The sequence below is a fragment of the Methanobrevibacter sp. V74 genome (assembly GCF_963082495.1).
GTDB lineage: Archaea > Methanobacteriota > Methanobacteria > Methanobacteriales > Methanobacteriaceae > Methanocatella.
Genome location: NZ_CAUJAN010000009.1, coordinates 17,059 through 34,004, shown reverse-complemented (window position 1 = coordinate 34,004; position 16,946 = coordinate 17,059). Strand labels below are relative to the sequence as shown.

Below are 16,946 nucleotides of genomic sequence, written 5' to 3'. Positions count from 1 at the left end.
ATTTTAGTCATTTTATTAAAAACATCAATTTTAGATTTTCCAGACATATTTTATAATTTGTCAGTCATCTATAATAAAAGTTTGGTTAGTAACTATATAAAGAAAAATATTTGCTTAACATTTGACAATATTTGCTCATGTGAAATTTTGAATCATGTAACCTCCTCGACTCTGCATGAAAAATTAAAATTCGAATAGTGAAAAAAATACTATTTTTTAAAAAATATTGAAATTTTAAATATAATAAACCACATAAACTTAAATAATATTTATTATTGAATATTTGAGAAATTATGGTGAAAATATGAAAGTACTTATCGCTGATGCTATTAATGAAAAAGGTATTGAAAATTTAAAGGAAGTAGCTGATGTTGTAGTGGATACTGAAATTACTCCTGAAGAATTAGCAAATACCATACACGAATATAATGGAATTGTTGTAAGAAGCCGAACAAAATTAACTGCCGACATTATTGAAAAAGCAGATAATTTGCAAATTATTGCAAGAGCAGGGGTTGGAGTGGACAATATTGACATTGATGCTGCAACAGAAAAAGGTATTATGGTTGTAAACTCTCCTGAATCCACTTCTGTTACTGTAGCAGAACATACTATGGGATTAATCTTAAGTATGGCACGTAAAATATCAATTGCCGATAAATCTGTTAAAGAGGGAAAATGGGAAAAGAAAAAATTCATGGGTGTTGAACTTAGAAACAAAACCCTTGGTGTAATTGGTATGGGAAGAATCGGGTCCCAAGTAGTTAACAGATGTAAAGCCTTTGGAATGGATGCAATGGCATATGATCCCTACTTACCTGAAGAAGTTGCAAAACAAATGGGTGTTGAATTAACTGATTTGGATAGCGTTCTTAAAAATGCTGACTTTATTACAATACACGTTCCATTAACTCCTGAAACTGAACATTCAATTTCAACTGAACAGTTTGAAATAATGAAAGACGGAGCATTTATTGTCAACTGTGCTCGTGGAGGAGTTATTGATGAAGAAGCATTGTATGATGCTTTAGTTAATGATAAAATTGGTGGAGCTGCTTTAGATGTATATGAAGATGAACCTCCAAAAGATTCCAAATTATGCGAACTTGACAATATTGTTTTAACTCCCCATATTGCCGCTTCAACTAAAGAAGCGCAAAGAGACGCAGCCATTATTGTAGCTGATGAAATTATTGAATTAACCAAAGGAAACAATCCTAAAAATGTTTTAAACATGCCACGTATCGACAATAACACTTACCAAGAATTAACTCCATACATGGAATTATGTGAAAAATTAGGTAGTTTCATCTCACAAGCTGTAAATGGTAAAATCCAAGAAATTGAAATTGTTTACAGCGGAGAATTAGCTGAAATAAGCAACCTTGAAATATTAACCCGAACAGTAATTCAAGGTGCTGTTAATCCCTTCTTAAGTTCCCCGGTTAATGCTGTAAATGCATCCCTTGTTGCAAAAGACAGAGGAATTAGCATTACTGAAGGCAGAAAAGACAATGCCAAAGGTTATGAATCATTAATCAAAGTTATTGCAAAAAGTGAAGCTGATTCATTCTCAGCTGAAGGTACCCACTTACACGAAGCAAGAATTTTAAAAGTAAATGGTTACTGGGTAGATGTTATTCCTAAAGGACACATGTTTATTGCAAAATATGAAGATGTTCCAGGAAGTATCGGTAAAATTGGCACCAAATTAGGTGAACATAACGTTAACATTGGAATTATGCAAGTTGGAAGAGATAAAAAAGGTGGAAGAGCCATCATGGTTCTAACTTTAGACAAAGAAATTCCAAAAGAAATAATTAAAGAACTTCAAGATTTGGATAATGTTTATGAAGCTATTGGATTAGAATTATAAAAAACAATTTTTCACCATGATTGTTTTTTTATTTTTCATTTTTTGAAATTTTTTTAACAGTGCCATCAGGATTTAACTCAATTCTGATTATCTGTTGATTTGGCATTTGAGTATTGGAAATAATATCTGTTTGATTGGTGGATGCCCAATTAACTTGATTTCGTTTTTCAAATTCTTCATAATTATTTAATCTTTCATCATCAAGTGTTTTAAAGAATTCATCATCATCCTCATCTAAAAACCCCGGTTTAAATTCATCATCATCAGTTACAACATCATCGTCATCGAAGAAATCTTCAGAATTGTCCTCAATTAGACTACTATAATCTCCTAAAGTATAATCCACTGGCTGACCGTAACGGTCATATGACTTAAAAGTTTGCAAAGAATAAGGAAGGCATACAATCATGTGGAAGTATCCGTGCCTAGAAAATGTAGTTAAATCAGCATCTGATGGACTAGCACTTGGTCCAGGGTGTGAGTGAACAGACCCCATATACTTTGTATTGATTGGAATTAATTCTGTGTGAACTACAGCACCTGTTTCGCAGGTTTCTCCTGGAAGAAATATTAAACTAGTGATATAAAGAATTTTATCCTTAATTTCCCCATCAAAGAATGCTAAAAATTCATTAGGATATGCTTTTTTTGCATAATAAATTACTGATTCAAGAACTTCACGGTCAACTCTAACCTCTCTAAATTCATCATCATTTCTAAATAATTTTGAAATAAAGCTCATTTTATCACATCAATATTTTTAAAGAATGTTTCATTAAATATTGGCAATTCCCAATCAGTGAAAACATGACTTCTATAGGATATTTGTTTTTTATTTTCTTTTTTATTAAAACCTTCGATTTTTTTAACTTTCCTATAAATAGCTATGCCACGTTTCTTATAAGTTTTGACATTATTTAAATTAATGCCATTTTGGAATAATAATTCGTGTATTTCATTTAACTTCATGCCATTTATTTTATCATTAGCTTCAGAATTTGAATATTTTGATTTGAGGTATGAAACTCCATGTGAATTAACACAATTCCTCCAAGATTCATCTTGTCTCCATTTAAAATATTTCAGAATATCATTTTCATTAATTGGAATTATTCTTGAATCAAAAGCAGGCGGTTTTTTAAATTCTATATTATAATGCATTACAAAAGATGAAGAGGTAAAACTTGCAAATATTGAATTTATTTTTTCAACCCTACCTTCAAACGGAACGCGATCCAAAAGTATGCTTATTTCATCCGAAAAAGTATAAACAAAAAGTGGTGAGAATTCTTTAAATAAATCTTCACAAACTCTTGCAATAACCTTATAAAAATTCTCATCATAAGGCTTGTCTAACTCCAAATCATGAGCTAATTTATGAAAAGCCCTTCCATCCAATCTAACGATTATCTTAGAGTTTTTTGGAACTTTTAAAGGAGAATAAACTTCATACTCTTTCATTAAATACCCACACTAATGGTTTCATTAAAGCTTTTAAGTAAACGAATAGCTGAAAGTGCAGCCAACATGCTGGTTTTTGGATTGGCTTCACAAGGTAAATTTTCAGTTCTTGTTTTAAACTCGCCAAAGTCCCCTTTTGCTGTAATTTCATGAACATTCCTGTCAACTTTTGGATCAGCAATGATTTTAACATCAATATCCATTTTACATGCAAGACTAATTGTTGCAGCTACATTAATATTTAATGGAAATTCTTTTACAGCATCTGAAGCTTTTCCTTCAAATAATATTTCTTCAGCATCAATATTCATTCCAAGAGATTTTGGTGATTTTCTTGTAATCAGACTTACTTCTTTAAGACCGAATTTGGATACTGCCTTAATTCCATCTAAACCAACAATGGCTCCTGAAGGCAAATGCAGCTTAGTATTATTTTTTTTAGCAAGATCCTCCAATTTAGCAAAAAATTCTTCATCCATTAAAGCGCCTATACTCATTACAATCATTTCAATACCATGATCTAGCACTTTAGGTGCATATTCTTTAACTGAAACCGGCGCAGCACATTCTAAAATTAAATCTACCTTATCCAACATATCATCAAAGTCAAGTACTGCTATCCCTCCAGCCAAACTAGCTAAATTTTCTGCTCGTTCAACATCTTTATCAAAAAAATATTTAATTTCAATACCGTTATCTTCAGGAACTATACTAGTAGTGATAATATTAGCAATAGCCCCACATCCTATAATGCCTACTATCATAGTACCGCCCTAAAAAATGTTAAAAAAAAGAATTAGTGAAAGATTACTTATAATCTTTCAGCATCAAATTGGCTTTGAGTTTCGCTATGTGGTTGAGGTATTTCCGGTTTAGGAACGGTGGCTTCAGGGATTTGTGGTTCAGGAGTTACTTTTTTCATATCCCTCGGATTAATTAACATAATATCCCCAATAGCTTGAACCTTATCAAAATCAACCGTTAATACATCATTTTGGAAAGACCTCATATTATTATCTTCAGGCATTTCTCCACGAATGCTACCTAAAAATGAATTCATAAACCCAGCAGGTTTTGGTTGTTGCTCAATAGCCCTTACCTGTAATTTTGAAATAGTTCCTAATCTAATATTAAGAACAACATCCTCTACACGACCTACATAATGTCCAGTGTTAGTATAAATATCTAAACTATGTAATTTTGAAACTTCTACCATGTTTACACCCAAATATTTAAATAAATATGTATTATTCTATTTAATTGTTAATATAAATACTTTATGATTTATAAATGGCTCTTTCAAAGAAAAAACAAAAAAAATCAAAAAAAAAAAAGATTAAAATCAACTCGCCAAACAACAAATTGACAAAACAGAATTATAAGTTTAATCCTTATTTTATGATTTTAACTTTAGTTGTTTTACTTATTGCATAATTTTGGTTTGCTGATTTTATAACTACTTTGTGTGTTCCGATTTTTAAACAGCAGGTGTATAAGTGGGTTTGTCCTTTTTCGTCGGTTATTAGTGTGTATGTTTTGTATTTTTTTCCATTGAAGCATTTTACTTTGATTTTGATAAAAGGTACTGGTTTTTTGGTTTTTTTGTTGATTATTTTGATGTTTAGTTTTTTGTCCCTGTGGATTTTTGCTGTGATTTTATTTGTTTTTACAATTGTGGGTATTTTTTTGATTTGAATATTAATTTTTTCTGTTGGTGCTTTATAATTGTTTAGAATATTAATATAAGCTTTATAGTTTCCAGTTTTCCATTTTGATACATTGAATTTAGCAATATTGTTTTTTACAGTTGCATAATATGTTTTCCCATTGACTTTTAATGCTAATTTTACATTGTTAATTGATTTAAAATAATTTTTCACATCTCTAAGTTCAACAGTGAAATATTTTCCTGAATTATGTATAGTTTTAAAATCATCAACATTGAAAAATGCTGGAACTTTATTAACTTTAATAATCGCATTAGCACTATAATTATAAAGTTTATCATGACTACTTAACTCAACATTGTAAGTGCCATCATTTAAGTTATCAAGTAATTTTAAAACACCAGAACCATTATCACCAATAGTTAAGTTATATACTTTATCGTAACCTTTTTTAAATATATGTACTTTAACAATTTCTCCTTTAAATGGAATATCCCCTAAACTAAATTTAACAAGAAAATTAACTGGTGTTCCATAGTCAATGAAAAGATTATTAGCATTTAAATATCCTCTAGAATTTACAACAACACGATTAAATATAGAAGTTTTAAATGGGTTATTATCATATAAATCTCCACTATAATCCCCATGAACAATACCCTTTAAAAATGTATATCCCTGATTAAGACCTAAATCATCACTTCCTGTATTATTGAAGAAAAGTGTGTGAATTATAGTTCCATTTAGTCCTTTTCAATAAATTGCACTACTTTCACCATGCCATCCCCCATAAATTTCATTATTTTCTATTGTTGAATCAATTATAGATCCATTATTACCTTCCCAACATATAGCACCACCATAACCATGATCTAAAACGTTAGGAGGCCCTTGTCCATCTTTTAATTTTCCATTTATTATTTTTAAGTTTTTTAATATTACATTGTCAGAAACTATGTATAATGCCCTATATTTTTTATTAGCATCTAATGTAGCACCATACATATTTTTACATGTAATTGTTATACTTTTATTAACAAAAATATGATAACCTGTACTTTTATAAGTTCCATTAGGACAATAGTATCATTATCGTTTGCTGAATTAATTGTTTTTTGAATATCTTCAAAAGTGCTTCCATTTACATGTCTAACTGCTCCACTCATTCTTTCTGAAGGAGTATTATCTATATTATAAGAAAGATTTGGGGCGTCCGTATTGTTTTCTATTATTGTATCATTGAGATTTTCATTAGCTGATACTAATCCTATGCTGAATATCAAAATAATTAATAATGACATGGATATTAATATTTTATTCATTACTATATTCCTCCTTTTTTTATTATTTTTATATTTCTGGTACAAGATATTGTGTATTTGTTGTTTTCAGAACTTATGATAACTTTATGTGTTCCTAGACTTAAAATTTTTGTATTTAAATAAACTGTACCTTTATCGTTTGTTGTTAATGTGTATGTTTTGTAGTTTTTCCCGTGTAAACTTTGAGAGAAACTTTTATTCCCGTGATTATTTTTCCTGTAGCTTTATTTTTAATATTAACAGTGAAATATTTGTTTACTTTATATTTATAAACTATATCTTTAGCATTTACTGTAGTAGATGCTTTGTTTATTTCTATTGTACTTATTTTTGAATCAGCTTTCAGATATTGAGTTGGTTCTCCACTTTCCATAATTATTTTGTGAGTTCCGATGGATAATTTAGAGCAATAATATTTAGCTATTCCCATATTATTGTGGTGAGGGAGATTGTTTTATATTTATTTCCAGCATATACTTTAATTTTAAGTTTAACTCCAACCATTGGTTTGGAATCTTTAGTAACTTTGATTTGGAAATATTTTCCACTATCATATGTTGTAGTTAACTTAGTAGGAGAAATATCAACCTGAGTAACTTTATTAATCTTAAACCTTGTAGAAACCATATCAAAATTTAGGGTAACATCGAATCTATTTAGTTGTTTTGTCTAATAAGCCATATAAATTCTTTATTTATAATTTTAACATTGAAATACAAGACTACAGAATAAAGAAACAAAACTCAAAGATGTATTATATAACATTTACAGGTGAATAAATATATTAAACTTTGATGGTCTCACTTGCATAATACTTTAGAAAACATGGTAGTTATAGTTGTTGGTCATGTTAAAAAAATAAGAATTAGTAAAGTAAACTAAGTTAGTAACTCTCAGTTATTTGTATGTTTTAACATATTCTGTAGAAAAATATGTTTTACTTACTCTCTCTGGCAACATTATTGTAGTTAAATTTGGATTTAATGCTTAATATAAATTTGCATGTTGGTATAGAATTTTACCTTGGGCCTAAAAATCTATCACCATTAAAATGGATTAAATGATCAGGATTTTCAGCAATCCAAACTTCACTATCCCACGCTAAATCTGCAGCAAATCTCTTAAAAGTTCTAAAATTTAAAAATGAGGTAATAAAAATCTTACCTGCATCAACATTTTCTGTTAACTGGTTAATTTCACCTATTCTTTTAGGATTCATTGGTCCTGTTGAAGTAACTGCTTCAATAAAATAAATCCAATTTTTATCTTCACAATATAAAATAACATCGGGCATTTTGTCATGGGTTGAAATTGAAAATCCTAATTCTTCTAATTTTTCATTATTAATTAATAAATCTTTTTTAGCTGTATCTCCTACATATAAACATTCACTTCCTTGTGCAAAACGAGAACCAAATTCTTCGATGATTTGTTTTTGTAATTCATTATGAGAGCCGGGAGAAAAACTAAATTTTTTTCCATTAATCAACACTGGTTTTTTTAATAATTCTCTTTTAGAAGAATATAAATCTATTAAAGATTCGTGTTTTGATAAAAATTCATTTAAGGAATCATCCCATTTAGTTGAATCATAAGTTTGTATTAACTTTAAAAATTCCTCAGTTAATCTATATCTGTACAGTGGAGAGTTAGTGGCTTTTCCATTATCTTCAATAATTGCTGCATCTCTAAATTGATGAATAACTTGTTTTCTAAAAGTTTCGCGTGAATTTTCAGCATATTGAACATCATAATTAACATCAATAAATCTTATTATATCATGTATCCTTATCCAGTCATTGGTAGCGTGACTCCAATTGTCATGTTCACGAACATGGGATAATGCTAATAAAGTATAAGCGCTAATATCATTTTGTTGTCTTTCAGGCATTTCAATTGCTTTTAATATTTCCTTTGCTGAATCTAAATTATCCATAAATTAATTCTCCTAATATCATATCACAATATGGTGTTGTTAAATTACTTGAATGAATTATTTTATTACCTAATTGTTTTAAAGAATTTCTATCTGGAACTGGCATAGAATTTATTTCACTAGCGTTGACTTGGGTGCTGCCGTCTAAAATCCTATAATACCTATCGTATATTGTGGAATTAAATAAGGCAAATAATCCATAAATTTCAGATAGTGTTAAATAATCATTTTGATTTATTGTATCAATGAAATTAATCTTATTGTCTGTTGAAATGTAATTAAATTCATTTAAAGAGTCATGTAAGTATATTGCAGGTTGCAATCTTCTTTTCTCTTCTTTAGATGTGAATCTTTTTAAAAACAGGAAATTTTTATTGTCCTGAAGTAAATTGGCTTTATCTTTTAAAATAAACTGTTTTTTTTCAGTCGCAACAGGGAACTTAACAAGTCCTTCATTAAAGTGGCATGGATAGAATATTGGTACGGATTGTGGACATTGATAATCAGATAACAACTCCTTATTTCTAAAACCAACTGTTAAACCAGTCTTTAATTTAATCCCTAAATCTGTGAGATTATATTTGAATTTATTTAACAGAGTTAAAACATTGACCTCACTTTTGTTTGTTGGTAAGAAGATATATGAATTATCATCTTCGGATACAGCTAATTTATAAGGTAACTTAAATCGTTTCAAATCATCGAACATAAAATCATTTGATGATGAAACATTAATAAATTCAGGATTATTATGACTTTTAGACACTTTAACGATTATTGTTTCTTGAAGAATAGAATCTTGTTTAAATAAATTATTTCTATTAATAAATAAATGGATATTGTTAATTTCACCATGGCTTAATAAATATTTCCTGAATGTTTTAAAATAATTTCCAGATGTCCAGCTGCGGGGTATGATAAATACCATTTCACCATTTTCTTTTAAAAGATGCAGAGACATTGCCATGAAAAGAAAATACAAATTTGGAGCACCATAAACCACTTTTAACATTTTCTGAGATTCAGGGGCTTTTTTAGGTATTTTTTTATATGGTGGATTGGAAATTATTAAATCAAACTTAGTATTAGTGTTTAATAAGGAATTTTCAAATTCATTATCTAAAATAAAATTTTTTCTAACTAAATCAATTGTTAGGGGAATTTTGGAAGATTTAATTAAATATTTGCAATTTGATTCTAAGGTTGGTAGAATATTTTCATCATTTTCATACATTACTAAATGGATTGAATTTAAATCAAGATTTTGAAGTCTTTCAATTAATGCAGCAGATAATATTCCAGTACCTGCACCGGGGTCTAAAACAGTTAAGTCTTTATTAATATTTTCCTTAAACATATCTGCCATGAAAACAGCAGTATTTTTGGATGTGAAAAATTGGCCAATTTTTTTTCTTTCAGTTTTAGGAAAGTTTTCTAAGTATTGATCAGTAATATTAATAATATGATTTAACATAAAAATCCTCCTGAATATGCTTAATAGTTATATTATTAATAATACTTAAATATTATTAATTTATAAATGAATATCCTTTAAATCGTGTATAACTTAATTATCGGTAGTATATGGAGATAATAATGATTTTTAGTTTATTAATCAATAATATGTCTTTTTAAACTCCAAATAATTAAAATTAAATATTGTAAATTTTAATATATGTCCTGCATTGATTTTTCATTTTATCTTGGTTTTTTCTCCTCAAATAATACATTCACCATGATTGTTATTGCTTACTTTGTAAATATTAATGGTATTATTCTTAAGGGGAATCCTCATCAGATATGTATTTTTCATCGAGTGTTAAAATTGAATCATAATTTCCTTTTTTAATATTAATTAACAACTCACAAATTTCAGTATATAACTTTCTAGATATTTTGTTATCCTCTGTGGAATAATTATTAATAGGCTTTCCATTTTTTAAATTTTCAAGCAAATCCATGAATTTATGAATGTTATACATCTTCTCTTCTGAAAGTATTTCCTTCATTAATTCAGTATCAAATAAATTCTCATAGGATTCGTTATTTTTTTGTTTGTTTGGATTAGATTTGTTCAATCCTTTTTTAATCTCACTAACTTCTTTTCTTAATTTGGTTAATTCAGATAAAATATTTTCATTTACTTCAAGTAATTTTTCACTTGACATAAATAACCTCTTTTAATATATTATTATATAGGATAAGTATGTTTATAATGTATATAAAGAATTAGAGAGAGCATTTGCAAAGTAATTTTTTATATATAATATATTTCACTACAAGTTGTTTGATTAGACATTTGAAAACATAATGGATTACTTATTTCAAGGCATTTTCCATATGGTTTGTGTCCACAAACATAATCTCACTATTTATAAATAAGTCATCTGCCTATTATATATTTATGAATTATTGTAACTATCAATTAAATCTAAAACATCAAAATACAAGTCCTTTAAAGCAGCATCACTCATATCCAATAATGGTTCATACATAAATGAATTAACGTGGATATTTTCAGGGGTCATTATTGCAACACGTTCAAGTATTTCAATATCTTTATTTTCATTGGAATTATTTTTAAACTTATTAAATAATTCTCTAGTTTGATTTTTGTCAAATTCTGAGGTATCTGTAATATTCAAATAATCAAACATGAACTTTTCAGCTTTTAATCTAATAGCCATTGACAAAACGAGCTTGTTGACGATATTGATTTGTGTTGTTCGTGTTTGTGTAATTTTTTCAGCTTCTTGAAAAATTAACTCATAAATTTTTTCAGTGTTGTTGGGGATTTGAATGTTCCATTCTGAGTATATATTAGTCAGTGAATTTAAAGGGGAACTTCATTATAATCAAAATCATAATGTAAGATTTTAGTTAACTTTAGAAAATTTTCTTGATTTCCATTATATTCATATAAATTCCGAATAAATGGTATTAATGCAAGTATGTCACGAATATGATCTTCAGGGTTTTCTTTAATTCTTTTTCGAATTTCAACAAAGATATTATTTGATGATTCAAAATTGTTATCTTCTAACTTTATAATCCCATATTCGGTTTTACTTGCAAAATAAGTGTATTTACAATTCAGTCTAGATTTCAATGCTCTAAAAAAGTCGAAATTATGTGTTAACAGAATAATTTTAAATGCATCTCTTTTTGATAACTCATAAAGGTATTCAATTATTGCATATTTGTTGTCATAATCAAATGAATCAGCTATGTCATCAAAAATTAGTAGTGTGTCTTTATCGCTTTTTTTCGCTTCGATTTGATATAATATATCTAATAAATACATTGCTCTTTCCTGTCCCGCACTGGATATTTCTTTCAGGGTTTCTAATGAAATTTCAATTGCTTCATCATTGTATTCATAATAAAATGATATTCGAGGAGTATCTTCTTTTAATATAACATCTTCTTTATTTTCCAATTTAAGTGTAAATGGAACATGAAATCTTTTATTAAATATTTCAATAATCTTTTGCCATTTTGTCTGTTCATTTAAAGCATCTAATCTAATTCTATCTAACTCTGAATGTTTATCATTATACTCATTAATAATTGTTAAAAATTGTTCTTTTTCTGAATTAAAAACTGCAATCCAATATGATTTCTTAAAATTATCGATATCGTCAAGATAAGGTATAATTTCTTCGTGTTCAACTAAGATATTTTGGAAATTCTTTGTTTTTGTATTGGAAAATTTTTTATTAATATTTTCAAAATCATCTTTTAAGGAGGTATCTTTAAAAATTTTATTCATTTGTTTGTCTAATAAATTATTTAATTCATTATAATCAGATACATTTTTTCTAACGCCCTTGAAATTGATTTGATGGCCCACCTCAAATAAATTATTTTTTTTAATGGATTTTGCTAAATCATTAGCATTATTATGATTAAAATGCTCAACATCATAAATTTTAGATTTTGAAAGAAGTCTATTTAGATTATTAGAAAATGATTCGATGTTGTTTTGAATCTCTTCTTCTTTTAATAATTTCAGGATAGGATCATCAAATAAATCAGAATATTTTATTGAATCAATATCAAGTGGGAAATCATCATTTTCTAACTCTTCTGAAAATGAAGATAAAAATTCTAGAAACGATTTGGAATCATTATTTAAATCGTCATTTATTTTATTTTCAATAAATTCATATGGGTCTTCATTTCGAGGAACAGATATCTTGGTTTTATTTTTTATAATACTAAGAAATTCATTCTTTTTAGATATTAAGTCATTAAAAATTTCATTGTATTCATCTCTTGATTGTTTATTTGAAATTAGTGGAGTTGTGTTTTCAAAAGAAAAGTCTCTGTTCATTGATTCTATTACAAAAATTCTTTCATTTACCTCTTCCTTATCTATTTCAAATGAATTTTCATCTTCATAAATTTTAATATTATAATGAAGTGGTTGGTCATTGATTTGATTTTGTGGGGATTTGTTATTGCCAATATCTTTTAAAGTTTTTGCAAAGGATGTTTTCATCATTCCATTAGGTGCATAAATTAAAGAAATATTTGCATTTTTAACTCCTGTTCTTTCAAAGTTAAATGTATGTTTAAATTGTTTAATTCCGTGGCAATTTTTTAAATTTATGAAAATTTTATCCATGTTCACTCACCTTTAATTTAAAGAACATTTCCAATTAATATATATGCGAATTTATATTATTATTTTTTTCATCTGAGTTGTATTTCTCTTTAACTAGATATGTTTCGATTTATTATGATATATCAATAATTATTAAATGTTTAAAAAACAATAATATTTTAAAATTATTTCTAACACGATTTCATTTAGAGGAAATATAAAATATTAAAATAATAATAATAATCAATATCACAAATTATTTTTAATATAATTTTTAAACTGATAATTATGTTTGATTTACTCAAATCTCTTATTGAAACTGGATTAAAATCCATAAATGAATCTACTTTCCAAAATTTAAGTTTTGATTTTTTAAATTTTAAAGGATATAATTTCATAAGGGCTCCTGGTGCGGTTATTGGTAAAAATAAAACATCTCGAGGAACTCCTGATGGATTTTTTCAAAAAGATAATGGGGAGTTTATTTTTTGTGAGGCTACTACAAAAAATAGGGATAATAATGTTAATAAATTTATAGAAAAATTAAATGATGATATCAAACATTGTTTCAATGAAGATCAATCCAAAATTTCTAATTCAGATATAAGTGAAATCATCTTGATATTCAATAGTGAGATTCTTCCAAATGAAATTAAAGACTTGGAAACATTGGTGAGTGAATTCAACTCTGAAACAAAATTAACAATATTTGGAATTCAAAGGTTATCTGTAGAATTGCAATATTTTCCGAATCTGGCTAGTTATATCCCAAATGTTCCTAATATGAAAGGAATTTATTCTCTTGATTCTTTTATTCAGAATAGTAAAAACGGAATTAGGCCTGATTTAAAAAATTATTTTTACAGAGATGATGATTTATTTAAAGATGCTATTGAAAAGTTATCAAACAATGATTATCTGCTTTTATATGGTATTCAAGGGGTTGGAAAGACCAGATTATCAATAGAAATTGCTCGTGAATTTTCAAGAATATATAATTACAGGATAGTTGTTATAAAGAGATATTCCTCTGGTTTAATTGAAAATATTAGAAAAATAATCAATAAATCAGATAATTTTTTATTCATTATAGATGATTATACTGATGATTTTTCAAACTTATCTTACTTTCTCGAAGATTTAGACAATATGCATGATGAAAATAAGTTTAAATTCATATTTAGTTTAAGAAATCAATTCTTAAATATGTTTTATCAGAATTTAAGAAATTTCACATGTGAGTCTATTGAATTGGGCAATTATTCAGATCTGTTCATGAGAAACCTTATTGAAGATATATTAAAACAAGAGGGTCTTAGGTTTAATCAAATTCTCATTGATCAATTAGTTCAAGTATCTAAAGGTAATCCTGCACTCTGCTTAATGGCAATAAAACCAATAATTGAAAAGAGAGATGTTTCCTACATCAAAAATCCAAGATTAATATATAAAAACTACTTTAAGGATTATGATAAATTAAGGGATATTTTTTCAGATAAGAATCTTTTAAGAATATTGTCTATTTTTTCATTTTTCGATGTTATTGGAAAAGATAATTCTGCAATAATTAATTTAATAAACGAATTGTTTGATTATCAAATAACCGAAGAGGATAATGATTTAAAAAAGCTACTTGAGAGCAATTTAATTTTTGAACTGGACAACAAGTATTATTTTGAAGATTCTATTTTATCAACTTACATTTCTTATTTGGCTTTTGTTGAAAACGACTTTTTTAATTTTTTAAAAAAATTGCTGAGACTTTAATCAAAGATAATCCTGACAAATTAAAATCTAAAATATGGGATATATTTAATATTTTTGGAATGGTTGAATTCAAAAATAAATACTCTACTATCTTAGATCATATTGAAATGAATTTGGGTGATGAATATAAAATTTCTTTCCATGAAATCTTCTACAGGCTTAATGAAGCTAAAACATTGCGTTTTATAATGGATTATTATAAAAACCAGAAAAGAGAAGAATATGATTTTTCAGAATTTAAAATACCTGATTTGAGACATCATTACTCAACAGATAGGATGATAAATCTTTTGTTCATGCTGAACCAACATGAGTTTATTCTTAGGTTTTCATTAAAACTACTCACGGACTTCCCATCATTAACACATGATATTTTGATTAATATAGAGGATATTTATTCAATCGATAGATACAGTGTTGAACATGAACAATACCATTTCCAACATCTGTTAATGGATGTAATTGAAGATAAAAATAATTTAATGGATGTTAATCCAATCGTTGTCGACTACTTATTCATATTTATTATTAAGAATTTAAGATTTTTAGAATGGTATCATCATGAAGATAAACCAACAAGTAAAGGTGTTACTCTTTTTAAATTTACGCTCGTTTATACAACTGAACTAATGCAAATGAGATCCAGATTATTAAAGTACCTTTTCAAAATGTATGATAGTTATCCTGAATTTGTTTACAATACATTAAAATCATATATCAGGTTAATCTATAAAAATGTTGAAAAAATCATTCAAGAAGAATTTCCGTTAATTTATGGTTTTTTAGAAACATTGGATTATACTCAATATGTTCCAAATAAATTAGCCTTTAAATATTTTGTTGCCTTAAAAAGATATTCAATTGATATTGATGGTGATTTTGAATTTATAGATTTTGGTATGATTAAAAAAATTAATTTATGTTCTAATGCATTAGATAAATATGAAAAATTTGATAAAATTAAAATTTATAATCCAATTTGCTAAAAATTTAGATAGATTTGGTGCAAGTGATTTAATTAAGCTAATGGATGAGATAAAAGATAATGAAGATTATGTTTTGTTATATGCTAATGAATTATTTGTTGTTTTAATAAATAATGATATTCGTGAATTTAAGGATGTATCTAATTATTATAAAAACAACAAGTTTGAATTATTTAATAGGCCTTATTTTATAAAAAAATTATTTGAGCTTAATATTTCTTCTTTAGAAATTTATAATCTGCTAAATGAAAAAGATCCTATTGAAAAAGATAAGCTTAATGGGGAATTTTTCTTAGAACTTCCTGAGCAAGATATTACTTCACAACTATTTGAAAATTTTATTGACTATTTGACTCATCCTGCAACAGGAAATTTTATTTTCTATGATTTAAATCAATATTTAAAATATAATGAATGGTTTTTAAAACTAAAAGATGATATGAAATTACCTACGTCTAACATAATACAATATATGACTAAAGTATTGATTGAAAAATCAAAAGATAAACCTATAAGATTTAATTATGATTTCTGCGAATCATACCATGAATATTTTAAAGATAATTTTGAATTATTAAAAGAATTCTATTTTAATAATAAAACAATAGATTCTCATTATGATTATAATTTCAACGAATTGTCTGTGATGTGTTCTATTGACAAATGTTTTTTAAAGGAATATTTACAATGGGCAATACCTAATGATGAGACTCTTCGATATGAATCTATAGAATTGGGAGAGGTCAAAGATAAAAATCTTAGAAATAAAAATTATAAGTTAACTTTCATTTGGGACTTGGATTATACTTATGAAGAATTAGAAGATATTATTTCATATTATATTGATAATTCTTATTTAGCTACTCTCACAATATTTCTTTCAAAAATTGGAGTTAAAGAATGTGAATTTATAAAAGAATTCATTTCAAAAAATCATAATAATAAGAAATATATGAGAAGAATATTTGAAGCTATATATAAATGTTATTCTCTTGATGAATATATCTATTTTTTAAAATTATTATTAGAGTTAAATCAGGATGTTGAGGTTTTTAGAAATGTTTTAAATCCTAAAAGTTGCATAAGATTAATAGGTGGTGGATCAGGAGTTATTGAAAGTAAATTAGAATTTTACAGGGCGGTTAAAAAAGAGATGCCTATTAAAGAAGAGTATATGTCCCATATTATTTTGTTACAGGACTTAATCGATGAGTATGAAATGAGATTGGTATTATAATTTAAAAAATAAAATAAATGTAAAATAGCACTTAAGCTATTTTACGATAATTTTACTTGTAGTGCTTTTTGCAGTGTAGTAGGAA

Annotated in this window: 19 protein-coding genes; 5 read left to right on the top strand and 14 right to left on the bottom strand. The window is 26.7% G+C overall.

What is annotated here, in order from left to right; genetic code table 11:
* Positions 1-198 (top strand): hypothetical protein (locus Q9969_RS11470; RefSeq protein ID WP_305557869.1); only part of this gene is annotated, 198 nt, incomplete at its 5' end.
* 106 nt (positions 199-304) lie between these two features.
* Entirely contained in the window at positions 305-1,876 is a 1,572-nt protein-coding gene (gene serA, locus Q9969_RS11465; RefSeq protein ID WP_305557866.1) for a phosphoglycerate dehydrogenase, read from the top strand.
* A 28-nt stretch (positions 1,877-1,904) separates the two neighbouring features.
* On the opposite strand, the gene Q9969_RS11460 is transcribed toward serA, so the two are convergent.
* The 14 genes from Q9969_RS11460 to Q9969_RS11395 all read right to left on the bottom strand — a co-directional run bounded on the left by Q9969_RS11460 (position 1,905) and on the right by Q9969_RS11395 (position 12,892).
* On the bottom strand, positions 1,905-2,618 hold the full coding sequence (locus Q9969_RS11460) for a Mov34/MPN/PAD-1 family protein (RefSeq protein WP_305512977.1): 714 nt from the start codon (positions 2,616-2,618) through the stop codon (positions 1,905-1,907).
* Positions 2,615-3,337 (bottom strand): tRNA(His) guanylyltransferase Thg1 family protein, encoded by a 723-nt coding sequence (locus tag Q9969_RS11455; protein ID WP_305557864.1) that lies wholly within the window; start codon positions 3,335-3,337, stop codon positions 2,615-2,617. The genes Q9969_RS11460 and Q9969_RS11455 overlap by 4 nt, the downstream gene beginning before the upstream one ends.
* The gene (locus tag Q9969_RS11450) at positions 3,337-4,101 is read right to left on the bottom strand and encodes an aspartate dehydrogenase (protein ID WP_305557862.1); all 765 of its coding nucleotides are present in this window, start codon (positions 4,099-4,101) and stop codon (positions 3,337-3,339) included. Before Q9969_RS11450 ends, Q9969_RS11455 begins: the two co-directional genes overlap by 1 nt.
* A 47-nt stretch (positions 4,102-4,148) precedes the next feature.
* On the bottom strand, positions 4,149-4,553 hold the full coding sequence (locus Q9969_RS11445; RefSeq protein ID WP_305557860.1) for a PRC-barrel domain-containing protein: 405 nt from the start codon (positions 4,551-4,553) through the stop codon (positions 4,149-4,151).
* A gap of 175 nt (positions 4,554-4,728) precedes the next feature.
* The gene (locus Q9969_RS11440; RefSeq protein WP_305557858.1) at positions 4,729-5,217 is read right to left on the bottom strand and encodes a hypothetical protein; all 489 of its coding nucleotides are present in this window, start codon (positions 5,215-5,217) and stop codon (positions 4,729-4,731) included.
* Between the two features lie 540 nt (positions 5,218-5,757).
* A complete protein-coding gene (locus tag Q9969_RS11435; protein WP_305557856.1) occupies positions 5,758-6,009 on the bottom strand; it encodes a hypothetical protein in 252 nt (83 codons plus the stop codon).
* 17 nt (positions 6,010-6,026) lie between these two features.
* Positions 6,027-6,326, bottom strand: coding sequence for a hypothetical protein (locus Q9969_RS11430; RefSeq protein WP_305557854.1), 300 nt, complete (start codon positions 6,324-6,326; stop codon positions 6,027-6,029).
* Between the two features lie 145 nt (positions 6,327-6,471).
* Complete coding sequence (locus tag Q9969_RS11425; protein WP_305557852.1) at positions 6,472-6,699, bottom strand: hypothetical protein; 228 nt, start codon at positions 6,697-6,699, stop codon at positions 6,472-6,474.
* Positions 6,700-6,746: 47 nt separating this feature from the next.
* Complete coding sequence (locus Q9969_RS11420; protein WP_305557850.1) at positions 6,747-6,953, bottom strand: hypothetical protein; 207 nt, start codon at positions 6,951-6,953, stop codon at positions 6,747-6,749.
* A gap of 391 nt (positions 6,954-7,344) precedes the next feature.
* On the bottom strand, positions 7,345-8,262 hold the full coding sequence (locus tag Q9969_RS11415; RefSeq protein ID WP_305557848.1) for a BsuBI/PstI family type II restriction endonuclease: 918 nt from the start codon (positions 8,260-8,262) through the stop codon (positions 7,345-7,347).
* Positions 8,255-9,736, bottom strand: coding sequence for an N-6 DNA methylase (locus Q9969_RS11410; RefSeq protein WP_305557846.1), 1,482 nt, complete (start codon positions 9,734-9,736; stop codon positions 8,255-8,257). The genes Q9969_RS11415 and Q9969_RS11410 overlap by 8 nt, the downstream gene beginning before the upstream one ends.
* A 304-nt stretch (positions 9,737-10,040) precedes the next feature.
* Positions 10,041-10,430: a hypothetical protein gene (locus Q9969_RS11405; protein ID WP_305557844.1), complete on the bottom strand. Its 390-nt coding sequence runs from the start codon at positions 10,428-10,430 to the stop codon at positions 10,041-10,043.
* Between the two features lie 234 nt (positions 10,431-10,664).
* The gene (locus Q9969_RS11400) at positions 10,665-10,949 is read right to left on the bottom strand and encodes a hypothetical protein (RefSeq protein WP_305557842.1); all 285 of its coding nucleotides are present in this window, start codon (positions 10,947-10,949) and stop codon (positions 10,665-10,667) included.
* Positions 10,950-11,095: 146 nt separating this feature from the next.
* Positions 11,096-12,892 carry a hypothetical protein gene (locus tag Q9969_RS11395; protein WP_305557840.1) on the bottom strand — a complete coding sequence of 599 codons (1,797 nt, stop codon included), beginning with the start codon at positions 12,890-12,892 and terminating at the stop codon, positions 11,096-11,098.
* 267 nt (positions 12,893-13,159) lie between these two features.
* Here Q9969_RS11395 and Q9969_RS11390 point away from each other — a divergent pair, with 267 nt between their 5' ends.
* From Q9969_RS11390 to Q9969_RS11380, 3 genes are read left to right on the top strand one after another with little or no spacing between them, the layout of a single operon-like run.
* Entirely contained in the window at positions 13,160-14,638 is a 1,479-nt protein-coding gene (locus Q9969_RS11390) for a hypothetical protein (RefSeq protein ID WP_305557831.1), read from the top strand.
* A gap of 59 nt (positions 14,639-14,697) precedes the next feature.
* Complete coding sequence (locus tag Q9969_RS11385; protein WP_305557829.1) at positions 14,698-15,624, top strand: hypothetical protein; 927 nt, start codon at positions 14,698-14,700, stop codon at positions 15,622-15,624.
* Positions 15,625-15,664: 40 nt separating this feature from the next.
* Positions 15,665-16,861 carry a hypothetical protein gene (locus Q9969_RS11380; RefSeq protein WP_305557827.1) on the top strand — a complete coding sequence of 399 codons (1,197 nt, stop codon included), beginning with the start codon at positions 15,665-15,667 and terminating at the stop codon, positions 16,859-16,861.
* Positions 16,862-16,946: the final 85 nt, after the last annotated feature.